This is a genomic window from Pseudomonas sp. N2-3-1-14 (assembly GCF_041228395.1).
GTDB lineage: Bacteria > Pseudomonadota > Gammaproteobacteria > Pseudomonadales > Pseudomonadaceae > Aquipseudomonas.
Genome location: NZ_CP166199.1, coordinates 2,915,819 through 2,930,814 on the forward strand (window position 1 = coordinate 2,915,819; position 14,996 = coordinate 2,930,814).

Consider the following 14,996-nt stretch of genomic DNA (forward strand, 5'->3'; position numbering starts at 1 on the left):
TCGACGTTGATCCGACTCACCGACTACATCGCTAACCTTGCCCAATCACCGCTGGCGCCGTGGGCCGACCTGGCGCCCTGGGTGTTGGTCGCCCAGGCGCCCGCCATCGTGCGCCAATTGCTCACCGAACTGGCGCTTGACGATTACGTCATCCACGATGAAATCGCCGTGCACCGTACTGCGACGGTCGAACCCGGCGCCTTGCTCAAGGGCCCATTGATCATCGGCGCCGAGTGTTTTATCGCCAGCGGCTCGCTGTTGCGCGGTGGCTGCTGGCTGGAGGCGCAGTGCATCATCGGGCCCGGCGCCGAACTGAAAACCTCATTGGTATTCAAGGGCAGCAAGCTGGCGCATTTCAATTTTGTCGGTGATTCGGTGCTTGGCCACGGGATCAACCTTGAGGCGGGCAGCATCGTCGCCAACTACCGCAATGAGCGGGTGGACAAGGAGGTGCTGGTGCGCATTGACGGGCAGTTACAGCGCACCGGTTGCGACAAGTTCGGCGCGTTGCTCGGCGATCAGTGCCGGATTGGCGCCAATGCGGTGCTGGCGCCGGGTGCCATATTAGCTCCTGCCAGTGTGATCGGGCGCGGGCAAGTGTTCGACGCAGAAACGTCTGTATAAACGCAATGTTGAAAAGGGCATGGTGCACCGGCACGATATTAAATAGAATGAATCTCATTTGAGACTCACTCGCGCCGCGCAGGTCGCTTGCCATGAATGATGCTGTTGTCCCGACCCACGCCGCCGAACCTACCTTGTCGAGTTTGTACCGCGACCACCGCAGCTGGCTCGAAAGCTGGCTGCGGCGGCGCCTGGGCAATGCCTGGGATGCGGCGGACCTGAGCCAGGATACGTTCCTGCGCGTGCTCGCCAGTGCCCAGCCGATTGCGCAGATGCAGGAGCCGCGCGCGTACCTGGTGACGGTCGGCAAGCGTTTGCTGGTCAACTTTCATCAGCGGCGCAGTCTTGAGCAGGCTTACTTGACGGCCTTGGCAAGCCTTCCGCACACCTGTGTGCCGTCGCCGGAGCAACGCTGGTTGCTGCTCGAAACCCTGCAGGCGCTGGATGAGTTGCTCGACGGTTTGCCCGTGCTGGTGCGCCGCGCATTTTTGTGGAGCCAACTCGAAGGCCTGGGTTATCGCGAGATTGCCGAGCGCCTCGACGTTTCTGAGCGCACGGTGAAACGCTACATGGCGCACGCTTACGAACATTGTTTGCTGGCAGAGCTGTGAGCCGCGAGGTCGCGCGCGCCGCCGCGCAGTGGCTGGCCTTGCTGGAATCCGGCGCGGCCACCGAACGTGATCACGCCGCGTTGCAGCAGTGGCGCGACAGCCACCCCCAGCACGAACAGACCTGGCAGAAAGCCCAGGCCCTGCGCCAGCGTTTCAGCGACGTGCCGCCGGCATTGGCAATGGCCAGCCTCGACCGCCCGCAACCGTCGCGGCGGGCCATTCTCAAGCGTGCGCTGGGTGTGGCGGCGCTGGTGCCGACCGCCTGGCTGGTCAGCCGGCAGTTGCCCATCGAGGCATGGCGGGCCGACGTGCACACCGCCACCGGCGAGCGCAGGCGCCTGCCGTTGGCCGATGGCAGCAGCGTGCAACTCAACACGGCCACGGCGGTGGATGTTGATCTCCAGCAGCGGCGCATCACGTTGGTAGACGGTGAGCTGGCCGTGAATGTGCCGGGCGCGGCGTCGATGACCGTGAACACCCGCTACGGCGAGGTTCACGTCAGCCAGGCCGAGGTGTGTGTGCGCCAATTAGCGTCCGGTTGTTTGGTCTCGGTGCTCAAGGGCGTGGTGCAGGTGCGCGACGTGCAGGGGCACGTGGCGGCATTGAGCAGCGGGCAGCAGGCGCCGTTGCAGGCCAAAGGGCTTGGCGCCTGGGTAGCGTTCGATGCGCTGCAACTGGGCTGGCGCGACGGCGTGTTGACCGCACAGAACCAGCCGCTGGGGGATTTTCTGCGCGAACTGTCGCGTTATCGCCCAGGCGTATTGCGCTGGGACCGGAGCCTGGAAATGCTACGCGTCACCGGCAGCTTCCGGCTGGACGACACCGACCGCATCCTCACGCTGCTGTCCCAGACGTTGGGGTTTGAGGTGCGAGCGCGGACGCGGTATTGGGTGACCTTGAGCCGCACGCTGGTTTGACGCTTTAACCCTTGGTGGCCGCGATCAACTCGGCCGCCACCAGGAACATCCACGCCAGGCTCGGGATCGAGCGCAGCCCGGCAAACGTGGGCTCCAGAATGGTATGTTCCTTCATGCTTTATCGGAATATGCAGTCTCTGTGCCATCTGCCTCTACGGAGCATTTGCTCAGTTTTAAGCCGCTGTGGCTGTGATGGCAGCGGGCAGTTTGTTGATCAGCTGTTGCCAGGCGAACACTTCTTATATATCCGTATTGAATAAATAAATAGTTATATATTCCTTTTAATGTTTGGTTGGATGGCGCATTTTGAGGGCCTGCGCATTCGTGCGGATTGACCCAACAGCCAAAAGGAAAGCCGACATGACCATTAAAGCGATCAACGTGCGCAACCAGTTCAAGGGCGTCATCAAGGAGATTCTGCTGGGGGAAGTGGTGTCCGAGATCGACGTGCAAACTGCGTCCGGCATCGTGACGTCAGTGATCACCACGCGCTCGGTGCGCGACCTGGAATTGAAAGTGGGCAGCGAAGTGATTGCCTTTGTGAAGTCGACCGAAGTTTCCATTGCCAAGCTGTAAACCACTGGTTGAAGCAAAAGCGGATTAAGTGCAGATCTGCTTTTTTGTGGGCGCTGGCTTGCCGGCGGTGCGGGCACCTCGGTGCATCAGGCATACCCAGTTGATCCCTTCGCAGGCAAGCCAGCTCCCACATTGGATCTGAGTACACCCATTACCCTGATGTACTCAGATCCAATGTCGGAGCTGGGTTGCTTGGGTGGGTCACTCGGGAGACCCGGTGCCTATCCGTTGCGGCAGCCATCGTGGTTGTCGAGGCCTGTCAGACCACGTGCAGATCTGCTTTTCTGTGGGAGCTGGCTTGCCGGCGATGCGGGCACCTCGGTGCATCAGGCCTACCCAGTCGATCCCTTCGCAGGCAAGCCAGCTCCCACATTGGATCTGAGTACACCCATTACCCCGATGTACTCAAATGTGGGGGCTGGATTGCTTGGGTAGGTCACTCGGGAGACCGGTTACCTATCCGTTGCTGCAGCCATCTTGGTTGTCGGGGCCTGTCAGACCAAGTGCATATCTGCTTTTCTGTGGGCGCTGGCTTGCCTGCGATGCGGGCACCTTGGTGCATCAGGCCTACCCAGTCGATCCCTTCGCAGGCAAGCCAGCTCCCACATTTGACCCAGTACACCCTCTGCCTGATGTACTCAGCTGCCAATGTGGGAGCGGGCTTGCTCGCGAATGCGGTAGGGCATTCAGCTTTTCTGTCACTGATACACCGCCTTCTCAAGCACGCCCATTCCCACATGGATAGAGGCCAGCCTGGTGAACCTCAGTTGATGCGCGGGCCGCCGCCGCCCGGTTGATGCGGTTGCGGTTTGTCCGGGGGCGCATCGCTGGGCAGGCTCTTGGGTGGCGTGTTGGGGTCTTCGTAGTGCTTGTGCAAGTCCCCATCCAGCCGATTGCTCGACGACCCGCCTTTTTGCGGCGTCTGGTCGAAGTGCTCCCATTCCGATTGCTGGAAGCGAAAGATGCTGTCATCGGTCGGCGTGTCGCGGCCGTGGTAATGGTGGATTTCGTAGTGGGCGTACTCGACCTTGTCGGCCCAGTTGTCCTGCAATAAGCCGTCGCCGGCCAGATCGCGGTACCAGTCGTTTTCTTTCTCGGTGGCTTTCTGCTTTTTGTTGTGGTCGACAAAGTAGCCGATGATCCCGCCCACCACCGCCAGCACCACACCCACCAGGAACAATGGCCCGGTCAAGGCCGCCGCGGTGCCTGCGCCAAACAGCGCCGCCGCGCCGAGTACCCCGGCCGACGCACCGAACGCACCGCCCGCCACCTGCAGGCCGCCAGCCGCCTGGGCCAGCGGGTCTTTGCTGTCCACGCCACTTTTGATCGCCAGTGCGCCCAACACGATATCGGCGAACCCGCCGGCGATGTCCGTGGCCGGGCCGAGCACCTTGATGACCGAGCCGGCAATTTTCGCTGACTTGGACGCGCCGAGCTTGGCCGCGCCTGCAGCGGCGAGGCCGTCATCCAGGTGAGTCGCCAGGCCTTCGGTGGCCTCGGTGACGGCTTTGTCGCCTTCGCCAAACATCTTCGAAATGCCGTCGTACTGGCTGTCGGGCACGGCATCGAGTGCGCTGGTGATCTTGGCTTTTACATCGGAGGGCAGGTCGTTGACGCGGAACTCGAAGTTCGGCTCCTGCAGGCCGGTCTTGCCCCAGATTTCCGGCAGCGTCTTGTCCAGGCCAAGGAAGTCCACCAGGCCGCCTTTGCCCAGGGTCTCGCCGATCTTGTCGCCCAGGCGCACGAAGTGGCTGGAACCGCCGGCAAAACTCAAGAAGTCCTTGGCGATGGACATGCGCTGCGCAGGCGTTTCACCGAGCTTGCCGCCTTTGCCGACCAATTGGTAAATCGCCGAAAACAGGGTCACGCCGGCGCCGAGAGAACCCAGGATGCCCTTGCTGTTGAGGGTATGAAACACCTCGCCGAGCATGCCGCGGTCGGCGACCGGTATATAGGGTTTGCTCAGCGCGGTTTTCAGGTCGGCCTCGCTGATCGAACCATTGTTCTTGTAGACCTCGCCCAACTCCTCCAGGGCCTTGGTCACACCAGCGGATTTTTCCTTGCCCTGCAGACCTTCGTTGAGGAATTTCTCCAGGGTTTCCTGGGTGCGCCGTGGCAGGTCGAGCAGGGTGCCTTTCAATACGCCTTTGAGCAGGCCGAACAGGTCTTTGGTGGCCAGTTCCTTGTTCTCGTCGGAGATCTTGCTCGGGTCCGAAAGGATCGCGTTGAGGTCGGTGGTCAAGCCGTCGGCCTGAATGTTCTGCGCCGCCTTGCTGGCCGCTTCCGGGTCGAACAACGACAGTGAGGTGAGGGTGTCGCTCAGGTCTTTCTGCGCCTCAGAGGTCTTGCCCTGGTCTTGCAGGTCCTTGAGGTACAGCACGTAATCCGGGTTGGACGTCAGGTCCAGGAGCTTTTGCTTGATCTCGTCCTTGTTTGGCAGCTTGTTGATCGCGCCGTCCATTTTCGACTTGTAGTCGGCCTGCACGGTCGGGTCTTTGAACAGCTCGCCGATCTGCTCCTGCACTGCCTTGCCGTCGATGATGTCGTGCATATCGGCCGAGGTCAGCTCGGTCTGCTTGTCATCGAACTCGCGCCAGGTGGTGTTGAACGGGCGCTTGGCTTCTTCGTAGCCGGTAATGCCGTGGCCATTCTGGTAGGCGGCCTGGGCTTCCAGCGCGCGCACCAGCTTGGCGCGCGGGTCGTCTTTGGGAATCGAGCCGTCCTTGACGCCGGCGCGGTAGGTGTCGATCAACTGGGTGGTGGCCAGCTCGCTGACGCTCAAGGTTGGCGACTTGTCGTCTTTGTCATCGGCATGCACGCCAGTGTCCATGTTCAGCACGTCGAGGTCGCCGGCCTTGGGCAGGTTGTGCTGGGTGCGCGTGTCATCGACCGCGCCGGCACTGGAGGCGTCCCACTTGGCCTTGACGTCATCGTAGAGCTGCGGGCTGAGTTCCTTGGAGACGATGACCTTGCCTTCGCTGGTTTCGTAGCGGATCAGGCCATCGCCCAGTTCGTCGGGTGAACCGAACGTGATGTCGGTGTTTTTCAGGAAGTCATTCGGCCCGGCCAACTTATAGCCTTCGCTTTCGCTGGTGTGGATCTTGTCCCAGGTGTCGTGGGCGGTGGCGACGCTCTTGAACAGCTCGGGGCTGACGTCGGAAGACACCACCACCTTGGTGCCGTCATGCAGTTCGTAGGTGAGGATGCTGTCTTTCTGGTCGTTGTTCCAGCTGAACGTCTTGTAGTCATTCAGGCCCGGCACCGACGTGTTGGCGTCGGCCAGGGCCGCCCCGTTATTCAGCTCGCCTTCCACCACGGCCTTTTTGCCAGGGTCGGTGTAGACCTCGTGCAGGCCTGCCAGGTAGTCGAACAGCTTGGGGTTGTCGTCACGGGCCACGACCATCTTCTGGCCGTTGCTCTCAAAGCGGATCAGGCCCGGGCCGACTTCATCCTCGGGGCCGACCGTGGTACCGGCGTAGGGCGGCCACACTTCGTTGTCGCTGGCGCGTTTGTAGCCGGCGTCTTCGCTGCTGGAGAGGCCGGTGAAGCTCGCATAGTCATCCTTGGCTTTCTGGAAGGCTTCGGGGTTGTCACGCTGGCTGACCACGACTTTGGTGCCGTCCTGGGTTTCATAGCGGATCACGCCCGGGCCGGTTTCGTCGGGCGGCCCGAGGGATTTGTAGTCGGCGAGCTTTTCCGGCGCTTTTGCATCCGCGCCAAGGCTCTGATAACCCGCGTTCTGGCTGGCCACCACGCCCGTGAGCGATTTGAAATCGGCACTCACTTGCTTGAACAGCTCCGGGCTGTCCTGTTCGCTGACGATGACTTTCTGGCCGTCCCGGGTTTCATAACGAATCAACCCAGGCCCGACTTCATCGGGCGGGCCGATGGCCTTGTAGTCGGCGAGGGCGGGCGGTGGCGTGGCGTCCTTGGCGGCCAGTGTATAGCCCTGTTGCTGGCTGGCATCGAGCCCCGATGGCGTCTTGTCCTGGGACTCGACTTTTTTGTGGGCGCTGTTTTTGAGCAGCACATGAAAAGCGGTGCCCGACTTGGATGGCGTGCGGGGAAGGGTTTTGGGATCGGACGAGCGATCAAGGGGCTGGGTCGCCATGCCATGAAACTCCTGCTGTTGCCGGTGGGACGGATGGGCAAAAACAGTAACAGCAGGGTTTCGGCATTCGTTGCGAAACGTTGTGAATTAACGCCGGCGACCCGCGCTAACGGGCTCATCCGACCGGGTTGTGCAAGTCAACAGCCCGAGATTCGAGGAGGGCTGGCCCCGGCGATGGGGCCAGTCGCTTAGCGGTTTTTCAGGCTGCGCTCCATACGCTGCAAGCCCTCTTCGAGCATCGCACGCGGGCAGCCGAAGTTCAGGCGCACAAACTGCTGGCTGTCATCGCCGAACTCAATGCCGGCGCTCAGGCCGACCTTAGCCTGTTCCAGGAAGAACTGCTGCGGATCGTCCAGGCCCAGGGCGCTGCAATCCAGCCACGCGAGGAAGGTGCCTTGCGGGGCATGCATCACCACGCCGGGCAAACGGGTGTGCACGGCGTCGAGCAGGTAGTCACGGTTGGCCTGCAGGTAGCTCAACAGCGCCTCCAGCCAGTCACCGCACTGGCTGTAAGCTGCGCGGGTAGCTTCCAGGCCAAGCGGGCTGACGCTGTCGACCATGCCGCAACGCGCGTTATTGAAGCGCTCGCGCATCTGGGCGTTTTGCACCACGGCAAAACAGGTCTTCAAGCCGGCGACGTTGTAGGCCTTGCTCGCCGACATCAGGGTGATGGTGCGCTGGGCGATCTCGGGGCTGAGGCTGGCGGTAGGTGTATGGCGACGGCCATCGAAGCACAGCTCGGCGTGGATTTCGTCGCTGATGATCAGCGCGCCGCTTTCCAGGCAGGCGTTGGCCACGGCCAGCAATTCTTCGCGCGGGAAGACTTTGCCGATGGGGTTGTGCGGGTTGCTCAACAGCAGCGCGCCGGCGCCGGTCAGCGCCTGGCGCAGGGCCGGCAGCGGCGTGAGGTATTCGCCGTTGCTCAACGCGAAGGGCACTTCGATACGCGGCAGGTTCCAGTTCGCTGGCGCCAGGCGAATCGGGCGATAGTTCGGGGTTTGCAGCACCACCGGCTGGCCCGGCTGCACGAACGCGTGCAGCGCCATGTTGAAGCCGGGTTCGACGCCGGGCAAAAACAGCAGTTCGTCTGGCAGCACGCGCCAGGCGTATTTGGCCCACAGGTCGGCAACGATGGCTTCACGCACATCCGGCCCGGCCACGCTGTAGCCCAGGATGTGTTGGTCGAGACGCTGGTGCAGGGCTTGCAGTACGGCAGGTGGCGCGGCGATATCCATGTCGGCGATCCACATCGGCAAGACGTCTTGCGGGTAACGGTTCCACTTGGTGCTGCCGGTGCCGAGGCGGGGGTGGATCGTGTCGAAATCAAAGCTCATGGGAGGCTCGTGTCAGGGAGGCAGGCGCAAGAATGGCGCTGATTCTAGCGCCATTATTTTTATAGGCCAGCGCTGATTGCCTCATACGGCGTCGGGATTTGTGGGGCGGCTTTGAAAGCCTGGTCACTGTGGCGGATACACGCGACCGTGAAAGCGCGACGGAGCGGGCGTTGAACCCGGTGGTGCGCTTGCATATCGGCTTGGAAGATGTGGCGGCGCTGATCGAGGATCTGCAGCGCGGCTTTGCCCTGGCAGGCTGAGTGAAGATCGCTCCCACGCAAGGTGGGAGCGATCCCTTTATCAGTGCTTGACCGGAGTCGGCAGCGTCACCAGGCCGACGTAGCCGTCCCAGAATTTGTGCTGATCGACGCCAAATACCACCTTGGCTTTCTGCGTGCCCAGCGGTGCACCTTTCTGGTAGCCCAGCGCACGGCCGTAGTCGGCGCCGAACGTTGCGTCCACATCCACCCACAAATCGCGGGACTCGGTGATGATGTCCGGGCTGACCAGGAACAGCGCCGGCAAGCTGTCCCAGGTGAAGCTGTGGTAGCTGGGGTCTTTGTCGAACAACGGCCCGAACTCGTGCTTGTACAGGTCGGCAATCGCGCCTTTGTGTGCCACCACGCGTTGGTACACCGACTTGTCGAAGGTGACTTTCTCGCACACGTCATTCGGGAAAATCACGTGCTCGATCGGTGAGCGCAGGACGATCTTTGCCGCCTCCGGGTCGAACCACCAGTTGAATTCCGCCGCCGGTGTGGTGTTGCCCGGAATCTGGAACGCACCGCCCATGTACACGATGCGCTTGATCAGCGGCACGATGTCCGGCGCCGAGCGAATCGCCATGGCGATATTGGTCAAGGGGCCGACGGCGAGGATCGTCACTTGATGGGGATTGGCGCGCACGCTTTGCACGATGAACTGCGCGGCGGTCTCGCTGCGCAGTTGGGTGTGCGTCGCCAGGCCATCCGGTGGCGCGATCAACTGCGAGGGCGAGGCAGGGCGCGGGTTTTTGAACGCGCCCGGCCAACCGGCGCCAAACAGCGCTTTCTCTGCCTCGTACGTGGCGTAGTCATGCAGCAGCGGGTAGGCGGCGCCGGAATAGACGCCCACCTCTTTTTCCACGCCCATGCGTTCCACGGCCTTAAGGGCATCGACCTGTTCCTGGTCGACCCAGGCGTTGCCGCTGACCAGGGTCATGCCCAGCAGCTCGATGCGTTTTTGCGCATGCAGTTGGGCGAGCATGATAAAGGCCTGGCCGTCATCGTTGAGCACGTTGAAATCGGTGTCGAAGATGACTTTTTCGGCCGCTTGCGCGGTGCCGGCACACAGGCCGACCGCGACAAGCAGTGCACAGCTTTTAAAGAAGCCTTGCATGGTGATTCATCCGCAGAAATTGTTGTTAACGGTTCACCAGTTTCGCCGGCAAGGCGATGACCAGGAAGCTGCTGAGGATCAGGCAGCCGGCGAAAAACCACAAGGCGCCCGCGCTGCTGCCGGTGACGTCGATGGCCACGCCCATCAGCGAGTTGCTTACCAGGCCGGCGATGTTCGCCACCGAGCAGGCCAGGGCAAAGCCGGTGGCTGCTGCGGTGCCTTTGAGAAAGGTTGCCGGCAGGCTGAAAAACACCGGCACGGCGCCGATGATCGCGGCCGAGGCGATGGCGAACAGCACCACCGTGGCCACCACGTTATGGGTAAAGAATGTGCTGGTGGCCATGGCGGCCGCGCCGATGAAAAACGGCACGATGATGTGCCAGCGACGTTCACGGTGTTTGTCGGAGCTGGCGCCGATCAGCAGCATGCCGAGCAACGCCGCCACGCTGGGTAATGCGGTCAGCAGGCCGATGTGGAAGGTGTCGGTAATCCCGGCGTTGCGGATGAACGTCGGCATCCAGAAACCCATGGCGTAGGCGCTGAGCAGGATCGAGAAGTCGATACCGCCGAGCATCCACACTTTGAGGTTGAAGAAGCCGTCGCGGAAGCTGTGCTTGCTGCCGGTGGCGTCGGCTTCGTCCTTGCGCAGCTCACTTTCGAGCAGGGCCTTTTCGTCGTCCGACAGCCATTTGGCTTGCTGGAAAGTATTGGGCAGCGCCCAGAAGGTCAGCACGCCGAGCAAAACGCTGGGCACCGCTTCGATCAGGAACAGCCATTGCCAGCCGCGCAGGCCGCCCAGGTTGTCGAAGTGGCCCATGATCCAGCCGGACAACGGGCCGCCGATCACGCTGGACAGCGGCAGGCCGATCATGAACAGCGCGATGATGCGGCCGCGCCGATGCGTCGGAAACCAGGTGGTCAGGTAATACAACACACCCGGCAAAAACCCGGCTTCGGCGGCGCCGAGCAGAAAGCGCAGGATGTAGAACTGCGTGGTGGAGGTGACCAGCATGGTGCAGGCCGAGAGCAGGCCCCAGGTGATCATGATGCGCGCGATCCAGATCTTCGCGCCGACCCGTTCCAGCACCAGGTTGCTGGGCACTTCAAAGATGATGTAGCCGACAAAAAACAAGCCGGCGCCAAGGCCGAACGCGGTTTCGCTGAAGTGCAGCTGGTCGAGCATCTGCAGTTTGGCGAAGCCGATGTTGATGCGGTCCAGGTAAGCGGCCAGGTAGCAGAAACACAGAAACGGAATCAGCTTCCAGGTGATCTTGTGGTAGAGCGTGGTGATGGGGTCGGCGACGGTGGTCGCGGGCGCTGCATTCGCAATGGGCATTGGGGTGTCTCCTGGCGGTGACTTATGGTTTTTATACAGCCGCTTTTGTTCCAGCACTTCGGAGTGCTGTAAAAGCGACTTCCAAAGGCAGTGTCAGAAGACTGAGATTTCCCTGCTGGAGGTCATCCATCTGTGGGCCGGGTGTGTGGGAGCTGGCTTGCCTGCGATGGCATCGACGCGGTGTCACTGAAACACCGCAGCGCCTGCATCGCGGGCAAGCCCGGCTCCCACAGGGATCGGCTTCTACAGATGAGTGCCGTCCAAGCGGCTACCTCAGTTTTTTTCCGGACCACGCTCTTTGTCGTGGTTCCTGGTGAATCGTTATTGCTCCCTGAACTTGCTCATCGCCTCCTGCTTGCTCACCACGTCGCCATACTTGCTGTCGATGTCGAACAGGTTGGCTTCGTGGGGCGCCGGGTGTCGGTCGCCGACGCATTCGCGCACGACGATGGTGCGAAACCCGTGTTGCACCGCATCCACCGCCGTGGCGCGAATGCAGCCGCTGGTGGAGCAGCCGGCGAGTACCACGGTGTCGATGCCTTGAGCGTGCAGCATCGGGGCCAGGCTGCTGCCGAAAAACGCGCTGGCGTACTGCTTGGTGATCACCACTTCATCGTCCAGGGGCAGCACCTCGGCGCAGAACGCCGCCAGTGGGTTGCCCTCGACCATGTCTTTCATCACCGGGGCTTTCTTGACCCAGATGCCGCCATCGGCGAAATGGCCGCGATGGTAGCGGATATTGGTGTGCACCACCGCAATCCCATGCTGGCGCGCACTGGCCAGCAACTCGACGCTTTCGGCCACGGCCGTGACCACACCCGGTGCGAACAGTGGCGCGCCTTCAGTGGTGTAGCCCTGCATGAAGTCGATCATCAGCAGCGCGGCCTTTTTGCCGAAGCCGATGCGGTTGCCCCAGACGCCTTGGTAGTTAGCGTCGGCAGATTGTTCGCTCATTTGTTTTTCACCTCATTCTCTGTGTGTGGTGAGCGGGCTTGCCCCGCGTTGGGCTGCGAAGCGGCCCCAAAACCGGCCATGCGGTTTGCCTGACGAATCCCATTGCCTGGACGAGGGGCCGCTTCGCGCCCCAACGCGGGGCAAGCCCGCTCGCCACGACAAGCCCGCTCGCCACAGGAAGCCCGCTTGCGGTGAGTCAATAAGCGCCGGAGAGCAGGGCGCCGGCACCGGGCACGATTGGCTCCAAATCCAGCGCCTTGAGCATTGCGTAAGTAGTGGCGATGGCAGCGGTGAGCACCGGTTTGCCGGTTTGCGCCTCGACCTTGGCCACCACTGGCAACGACTGCATCTGCACACAGGCCGAGAGCACGATCACATCGACGCCTTCCAGGTTCATGCCCGCGACGATGGCCGGCAGGTTGGCCGGGTCGTGGCGCGCAACTTGGAGGTTGTCGGGGATTTCCAGCGCCCGCCAGTCCACCACCTCAAAGCCTTCTTCGCGGATGTAATTCACCACCAGTTCGGTCAGCGGCTTCATGTACGGCGCGACGATGGCGATGCGTTTGGCACCCATGACGTTGAGGCCTTCGATCAGTGCGCCGGCGCTGGTGATCACCGGGGCATTGGCGTCGTTATCGGCAGTGGCTTGGCGCAGGCGCTGCTCGGATTTGCGGTGATAACCCAAGCCCATGGCCATGATCGCCACCAGGCAGGCATAACCCAAAACATCCACCTTGGCGTCCGACAGCTCGACGGCGCAGCGGTCGGACTCGCCGTCCATGGCCGCCAGTTCTTCCTTGCGCACCTGCTTCATGCGCATGCGGCTGGAGTGGAAGGTAAAACGCTCCGGGCGGATCGCCTGGCGCGCGTTGAGCATCGCCGGGATCTCGGTTTCCATGGTGGTGTTGGAACTCGGCACGATCTGGCCGATGCGGTAAGGCTTGTGCATGATGGTCTCCGTTCTTAGTGGGTGAGGAAATCGCCGAGCGCGTCGAAGAAGCCCTCGAGGTCATCCCACGGAATCATGTGCCCGGCGTTGGGTACGCGGACGATCTGGATGGCCGGTTGCAGGTCCTGGATTTCGGCGATGTCTTCATCGAGGATCACACCGCCGCGCCCGGCCACCATCAACAGGGCAGGGGCCTTGAGGTGGGGCAGGTCCTGATGGAAATCCACCGTGTGAAAGTCATTGAAGGCGCGCACGATGGCGGGCTCAAAGCAGGTGTGCAGCCATTCGGCGCGCAGTTGCAGTTGCTCGGGTGTCCAGGTGGCGCAGAAGGCGCGCATGGCCTGTGCATCCATCCCAACCAGGGATTGGCGGATCGAATCGACGTACCACGGCAATTTGCTCGGGTATTCACGACGACCGGGGCCGGACACTGGTGGGTCGATCAGCACCACACGGTTTACGCCTTGCGGATGCTTGACCGCACTGCGCACGGCAAAGCGCGCGCCCATGGAGTGGCCGACCAGGTGGTAACTGTCCAGGCTCAATGCATCGGCAAACGCGCCGATGTCATCGCTGCAGGTGTCGGCGCTGTAGTCCAGCTCGGGTCCGGTGGACGACAAGCCGCGCCCGCGTACATCCAGCACGTACGTGTCGAACTGTGCGCCAAGGCGTTCGGCCACAAACCCCCAGGTAATCGCCGGGCTGGTGATGCCCGGAATCAAAATCAGCGCCGGGCCGTTGCCGCCGTAGCGCAGGTAGTGCTGGCGAATGCCGTTGGCCTGGACGTTGCCGCCATAGAGAAAGGTGCTCACGCGGCCACCCCCGATTTCAGTGGCTGCGCGTACAGGTCGTAGCCGTACACCCAATCCGGGTCTTCCTGGGTGCGCAACCACGTGTTGGCGTTGGACACCGCCTGCACGCGGGAGGCGCGTTCCTTGCGGTTGGCTTCGTAGAGCTGGAACGCGGTGCGGTAGTCGCTGATGCCGGTTTCCTGCAGGCAACGGGTGAGCATGGCGGCGTCTTCGATGGCCATGCCGGCGCCCTGGGCCATGTGCGGCTTCATTGGGTGGCAGGCGTCACCGAGCAACACCAGGCGACCTCGGCTCCACAGTGGCAGCGGGTTGCGATTGCGCAGCGGCCATTTGGTCACGCTTTCGGTGGACTCGATCAGGGCCTGCACGGTGGGGTGGTAGCCCTTGAACGCCTCGAACATCTCTTCGCGGCTGCTGTCCACGAATGCGCCCTGAAAGTCCCATTCAGCATGCGGTACGCCAGTGACGTAGTAGTACTCGTCGCGTTTGCCGGTGGTGTAATACACCATCATGTGGCGGTCTTCGGTCCACCACTTGATGCAGTCTTCGAACGTGAGGTCGTACTTGGCCAACTGGTCACCACGGATCAACGCGCGGTGCGCGACCCAGCCGCTGTACAGCGGTTTTTCCACGCCGAGCAGTTCTTCACGAATTTTCGAGTTGATGCCGTCGGCGCCGATCACGATGTCGGCATAAGTCACTTCACCATCGGCGAAGGTCAGGCGCACCTGGGTGTCGGTTTCTTCGAGGGTTTCCAGGCGCTTGTTGAAATGCAGGGTGCCGGGCTTGAGGGTGGACATCTGCAGGGCGTGCAGGTCGCCGCGGTGCACGGTGACATACGAGGCGCCGTAGCCGGTGAGCGGGATGCGCGAGAGGTAGTCGCCGGTTTCGCCGCAACGGCTGAACCAGTGCTCGGGGTGCGAGCCCATCAGGTCCAGCTGCTGTTCGATGCCCATGCGGCGGAAGATTTTCATGATGTTGGGGCCCATGTGGATCCCCGCGCCCAACCGGGAAAACTCCGGCGCTTGTTCGTAGATGTCTACGTCAAAACCGGCTTGCTGCAACAGGGTGGCGGCGGCGGCACCGCCCAGGCCGGCACCGACGATGGCGATTTTTTGAGTGCTTCCCATGGGGCGTAATCCTCTTTCTTTGTGATTGTCGGCAGCGTCTGTCTGCAAGGTTTTTAAAGTGTATACGCTCATTTTTTGAAATGGGAAGCCCACTTCTGCAAATTTATTTTTTGGCCTCGCTGAACCTGTGTAACGCGATATTCCCAATAGTTGCTGGGCTTGTTTCGATAGGTAACGTTTTGGCGCGCCGCTTGCAGTCCGCTTGCAATTCAGGTCTTATCGTTATTAATTGGCGTATACGCTATAAAAGTGCACTAGAGTGAAG

13 protein-coding genes and 1 pseudogene are annotated in these 14,996 nt (G+C 61.8%); 5 read left to right on the forward strand and 9 right to left on the reverse strand.

What is annotated here, in order from left to right; genetic code table 11:
- Positions 1–6: 6 nt before the first annotated feature.
- The 3 genes from AB5I78_RS13485 (at position 7) to AB5I78_RS13495 (ending at position 2,152) form a co-directional block, all read left to right on the forward strand.
- Positions 7–624 (forward strand): LpxA family transferase, encoded by a 618-nt coding sequence (locus AB5I78_RS13485; RefSeq protein ID WP_369302279.1) that lies wholly within the window; start codon positions 7–9, stop codon positions 622–624.
- A 92-nt stretch (positions 625–716) separates the two neighbouring features.
- Positions 717–1,235, forward strand: coding sequence for a sigma-70 family RNA polymerase sigma factor (locus AB5I78_RS13490; protein WP_145165620.1), 519 nt, complete (start codon positions 717–719; stop codon positions 1,233–1,235).
- Positions 1,232–2,152, forward strand: a complete 921-nt coding sequence (locus AB5I78_RS13495; RefSeq protein ID WP_369302278.1) for a FecR domain-containing protein — start codon at positions 1,232–1,234, stop codon at positions 2,150–2,152. Before AB5I78_RS13490 ends, AB5I78_RS13495 begins: the two co-directional genes overlap by 4 nt.
- Positions 2,153–2,159: 7 nt before the next feature.
- Here the strand turns inward: AB5I78_RS13495 and AB5I78_RS13500 are convergent.
- Positions 2,160–2,237 (reverse strand): annotated as a pseudogene (locus tag AB5I78_RS13500) (hypothetical protein); the annotation flags it as partial.
- A gap of 275 nt (positions 2,238–2,512) precedes the next feature.
- Here AB5I78_RS13500 and AB5I78_RS13505 point away from each other — a divergent pair.
- Positions 2,513–2,728, forward strand: a complete 216-nt coding sequence (locus tag AB5I78_RS13505; protein ID WP_003173733.1) for a molybdopterin-binding protein — start codon at positions 2,513–2,515, stop codon at positions 2,726–2,728.
- A gap of 763 nt (positions 2,729–3,491) precedes the next feature.
- Here the strand turns inward: AB5I78_RS13505 and AB5I78_RS13510 are convergent.
- Both AB5I78_RS13510 and AB5I78_RS13515 read right to left on the reverse strand, forming a co-directional pair.
- Positions 3,492–6,839, reverse strand: coding sequence for a hypothetical protein (locus AB5I78_RS13510; protein WP_369302277.1), 3,348 nt, complete (start codon positions 6,837–6,839; stop codon positions 3,492–3,494).
- A gap of 188 nt (positions 6,840–7,027) precedes the next feature.
- Entirely contained in the window at positions 7,028–8,173 is a 1,146-nt protein-coding gene (locus AB5I78_RS13515) for a MalY/PatB family protein (RefSeq protein WP_369302276.1), read from the reverse strand.
- Between the two features lie 98 nt (positions 8,174–8,271).
- On the opposite strand from AB5I78_RS13515, the gene AB5I78_RS13520 reads away from it, so the two are divergent.
- Entirely contained in the window at positions 8,272–8,433 is a 162-nt protein-coding gene (locus AB5I78_RS13520; protein ID WP_369302379.1) for a hypothetical protein, read from the forward strand.
- Positions 8,434–8,473: 40 nt separating this feature from the next.
- Here the strand turns inward: AB5I78_RS13520 and AB5I78_RS13525 are convergent, their stop codons facing one another.
- From AB5I78_RS13525 to AB5I78_RS13550, 6 genes are all read right to left on the reverse strand, one after another.
- Positions 8,474–9,550: a nucleoside hydrolase gene (locus AB5I78_RS13525; RefSeq protein ID WP_369302275.1), complete on the reverse strand. Its 1,077-nt coding sequence runs from the start codon at positions 9,548–9,550 to the stop codon at positions 8,474–8,476.
- 25 nt (positions 9,551–9,575) lie between these two features.
- Positions 9,576–10,886, reverse strand: a complete 1,311-nt coding sequence (locus tag AB5I78_RS13530; protein ID WP_369302274.1) for an MFS transporter — start codon at positions 10,884–10,886, stop codon at positions 9,576–9,578.
- Positions 10,887–11,207: 321 nt separating this feature from the next.
- Entirely contained in the window at positions 11,208–11,840 is a 633-nt protein-coding gene (locus AB5I78_RS13535) for an N-carbamoylsarcosine amidohydrolase (RefSeq protein WP_242197076.1), read from the reverse strand.
- A 196-nt stretch (positions 11,841–12,036) separates the two neighbouring features.
- On the reverse strand, positions 12,037–12,789 hold the full coding sequence (locus AB5I78_RS13540; protein ID WP_262206452.1) for an Asp/Glu racemase: 753 nt from the start codon (positions 12,787–12,789) through the stop codon (positions 12,037–12,039).
- Positions 12,790–12,803: 14 nt separating this feature from the next.
- Positions 12,804–13,601, reverse strand: coding sequence for an alpha/beta fold hydrolase (locus AB5I78_RS13545; protein WP_369302273.1), 798 nt, complete (start codon positions 13,599–13,601; stop codon positions 12,804–12,806).
- Complete coding sequence (locus AB5I78_RS13550) at positions 13,598–14,731, reverse strand: FAD-dependent monooxygenase (protein WP_119739600.1); 1,134 nt, start codon at positions 14,729–14,731, stop codon at positions 13,598–13,600. Before AB5I78_RS13550 ends, AB5I78_RS13545 begins: the two co-directional genes overlap by 4 nt.
- Positions 14,732–14,996 lie beyond the last annotated feature (265 nt).

Bases quoted from the DNA above. Each gene is read 5' to 3' on its own strand.
- AB5I78_RS13540 (WP_262206452.1), bottom strand. From the start codon at position 12,789: ATGCACAAGCCTTACCGCATCGGCCAGATCGTGCCGAGTTCCAACACC.
- AB5I78_RS13530 (WP_369302274.1), bottom strand. From the start codon at position 10,886: ATGCCCATTGCGAATGCAGCGCCCGCGACCACCGTCGCCGACCCCATC.
- AB5I78_RS13510 (WP_369302277.1), bottom strand. From the start codon at position 6,839: ATGGCGACCCAGCCCCTTGATCGCTCGTCCGATCCCAAAACCCTTCCC.
- AB5I78_RS13515 (WP_369302276.1), bottom strand. From the start codon at position 8,173: ATGAGCTTTGATTTCGACACGATCCACCCCCGCCTCGGCACCGGCAGC.
- AB5I78_RS13505 (WP_003173733.1), top strand. From the start codon at position 2,513: ATGACCATTAAAGCGATCAACGTGCGCAACCAGTTCAAGGGCGTCATC.
- AB5I78_RS13525 (WP_369302275.1), bottom strand. From the start codon at position 9,550: ATGCAAGGCTTCTTTAAAAGCTGTGCACTGCTTGTCGCGGTCGGCCTG.
- AB5I78_RS13550 (WP_119739600.1), bottom strand. From the start codon at position 14,731: ATGGGAAGCACTCAAAAAATCGCCATCGTCGGTGCCGGCCTGGGCGGT.
- AB5I78_RS13535 (WP_242197076.1), bottom strand. From the start codon at position 11,840: ATGAGCGAACAATCTGCCGACGCTAACTACCAAGGCGTCTGGGGCAAC.
- AB5I78_RS13490 (WP_145165620.1), top strand. From the start codon at position 717: ATGAATGATGCTGTTGTCCCGACCCACGCCGCCGAACCTACCTTGTCG.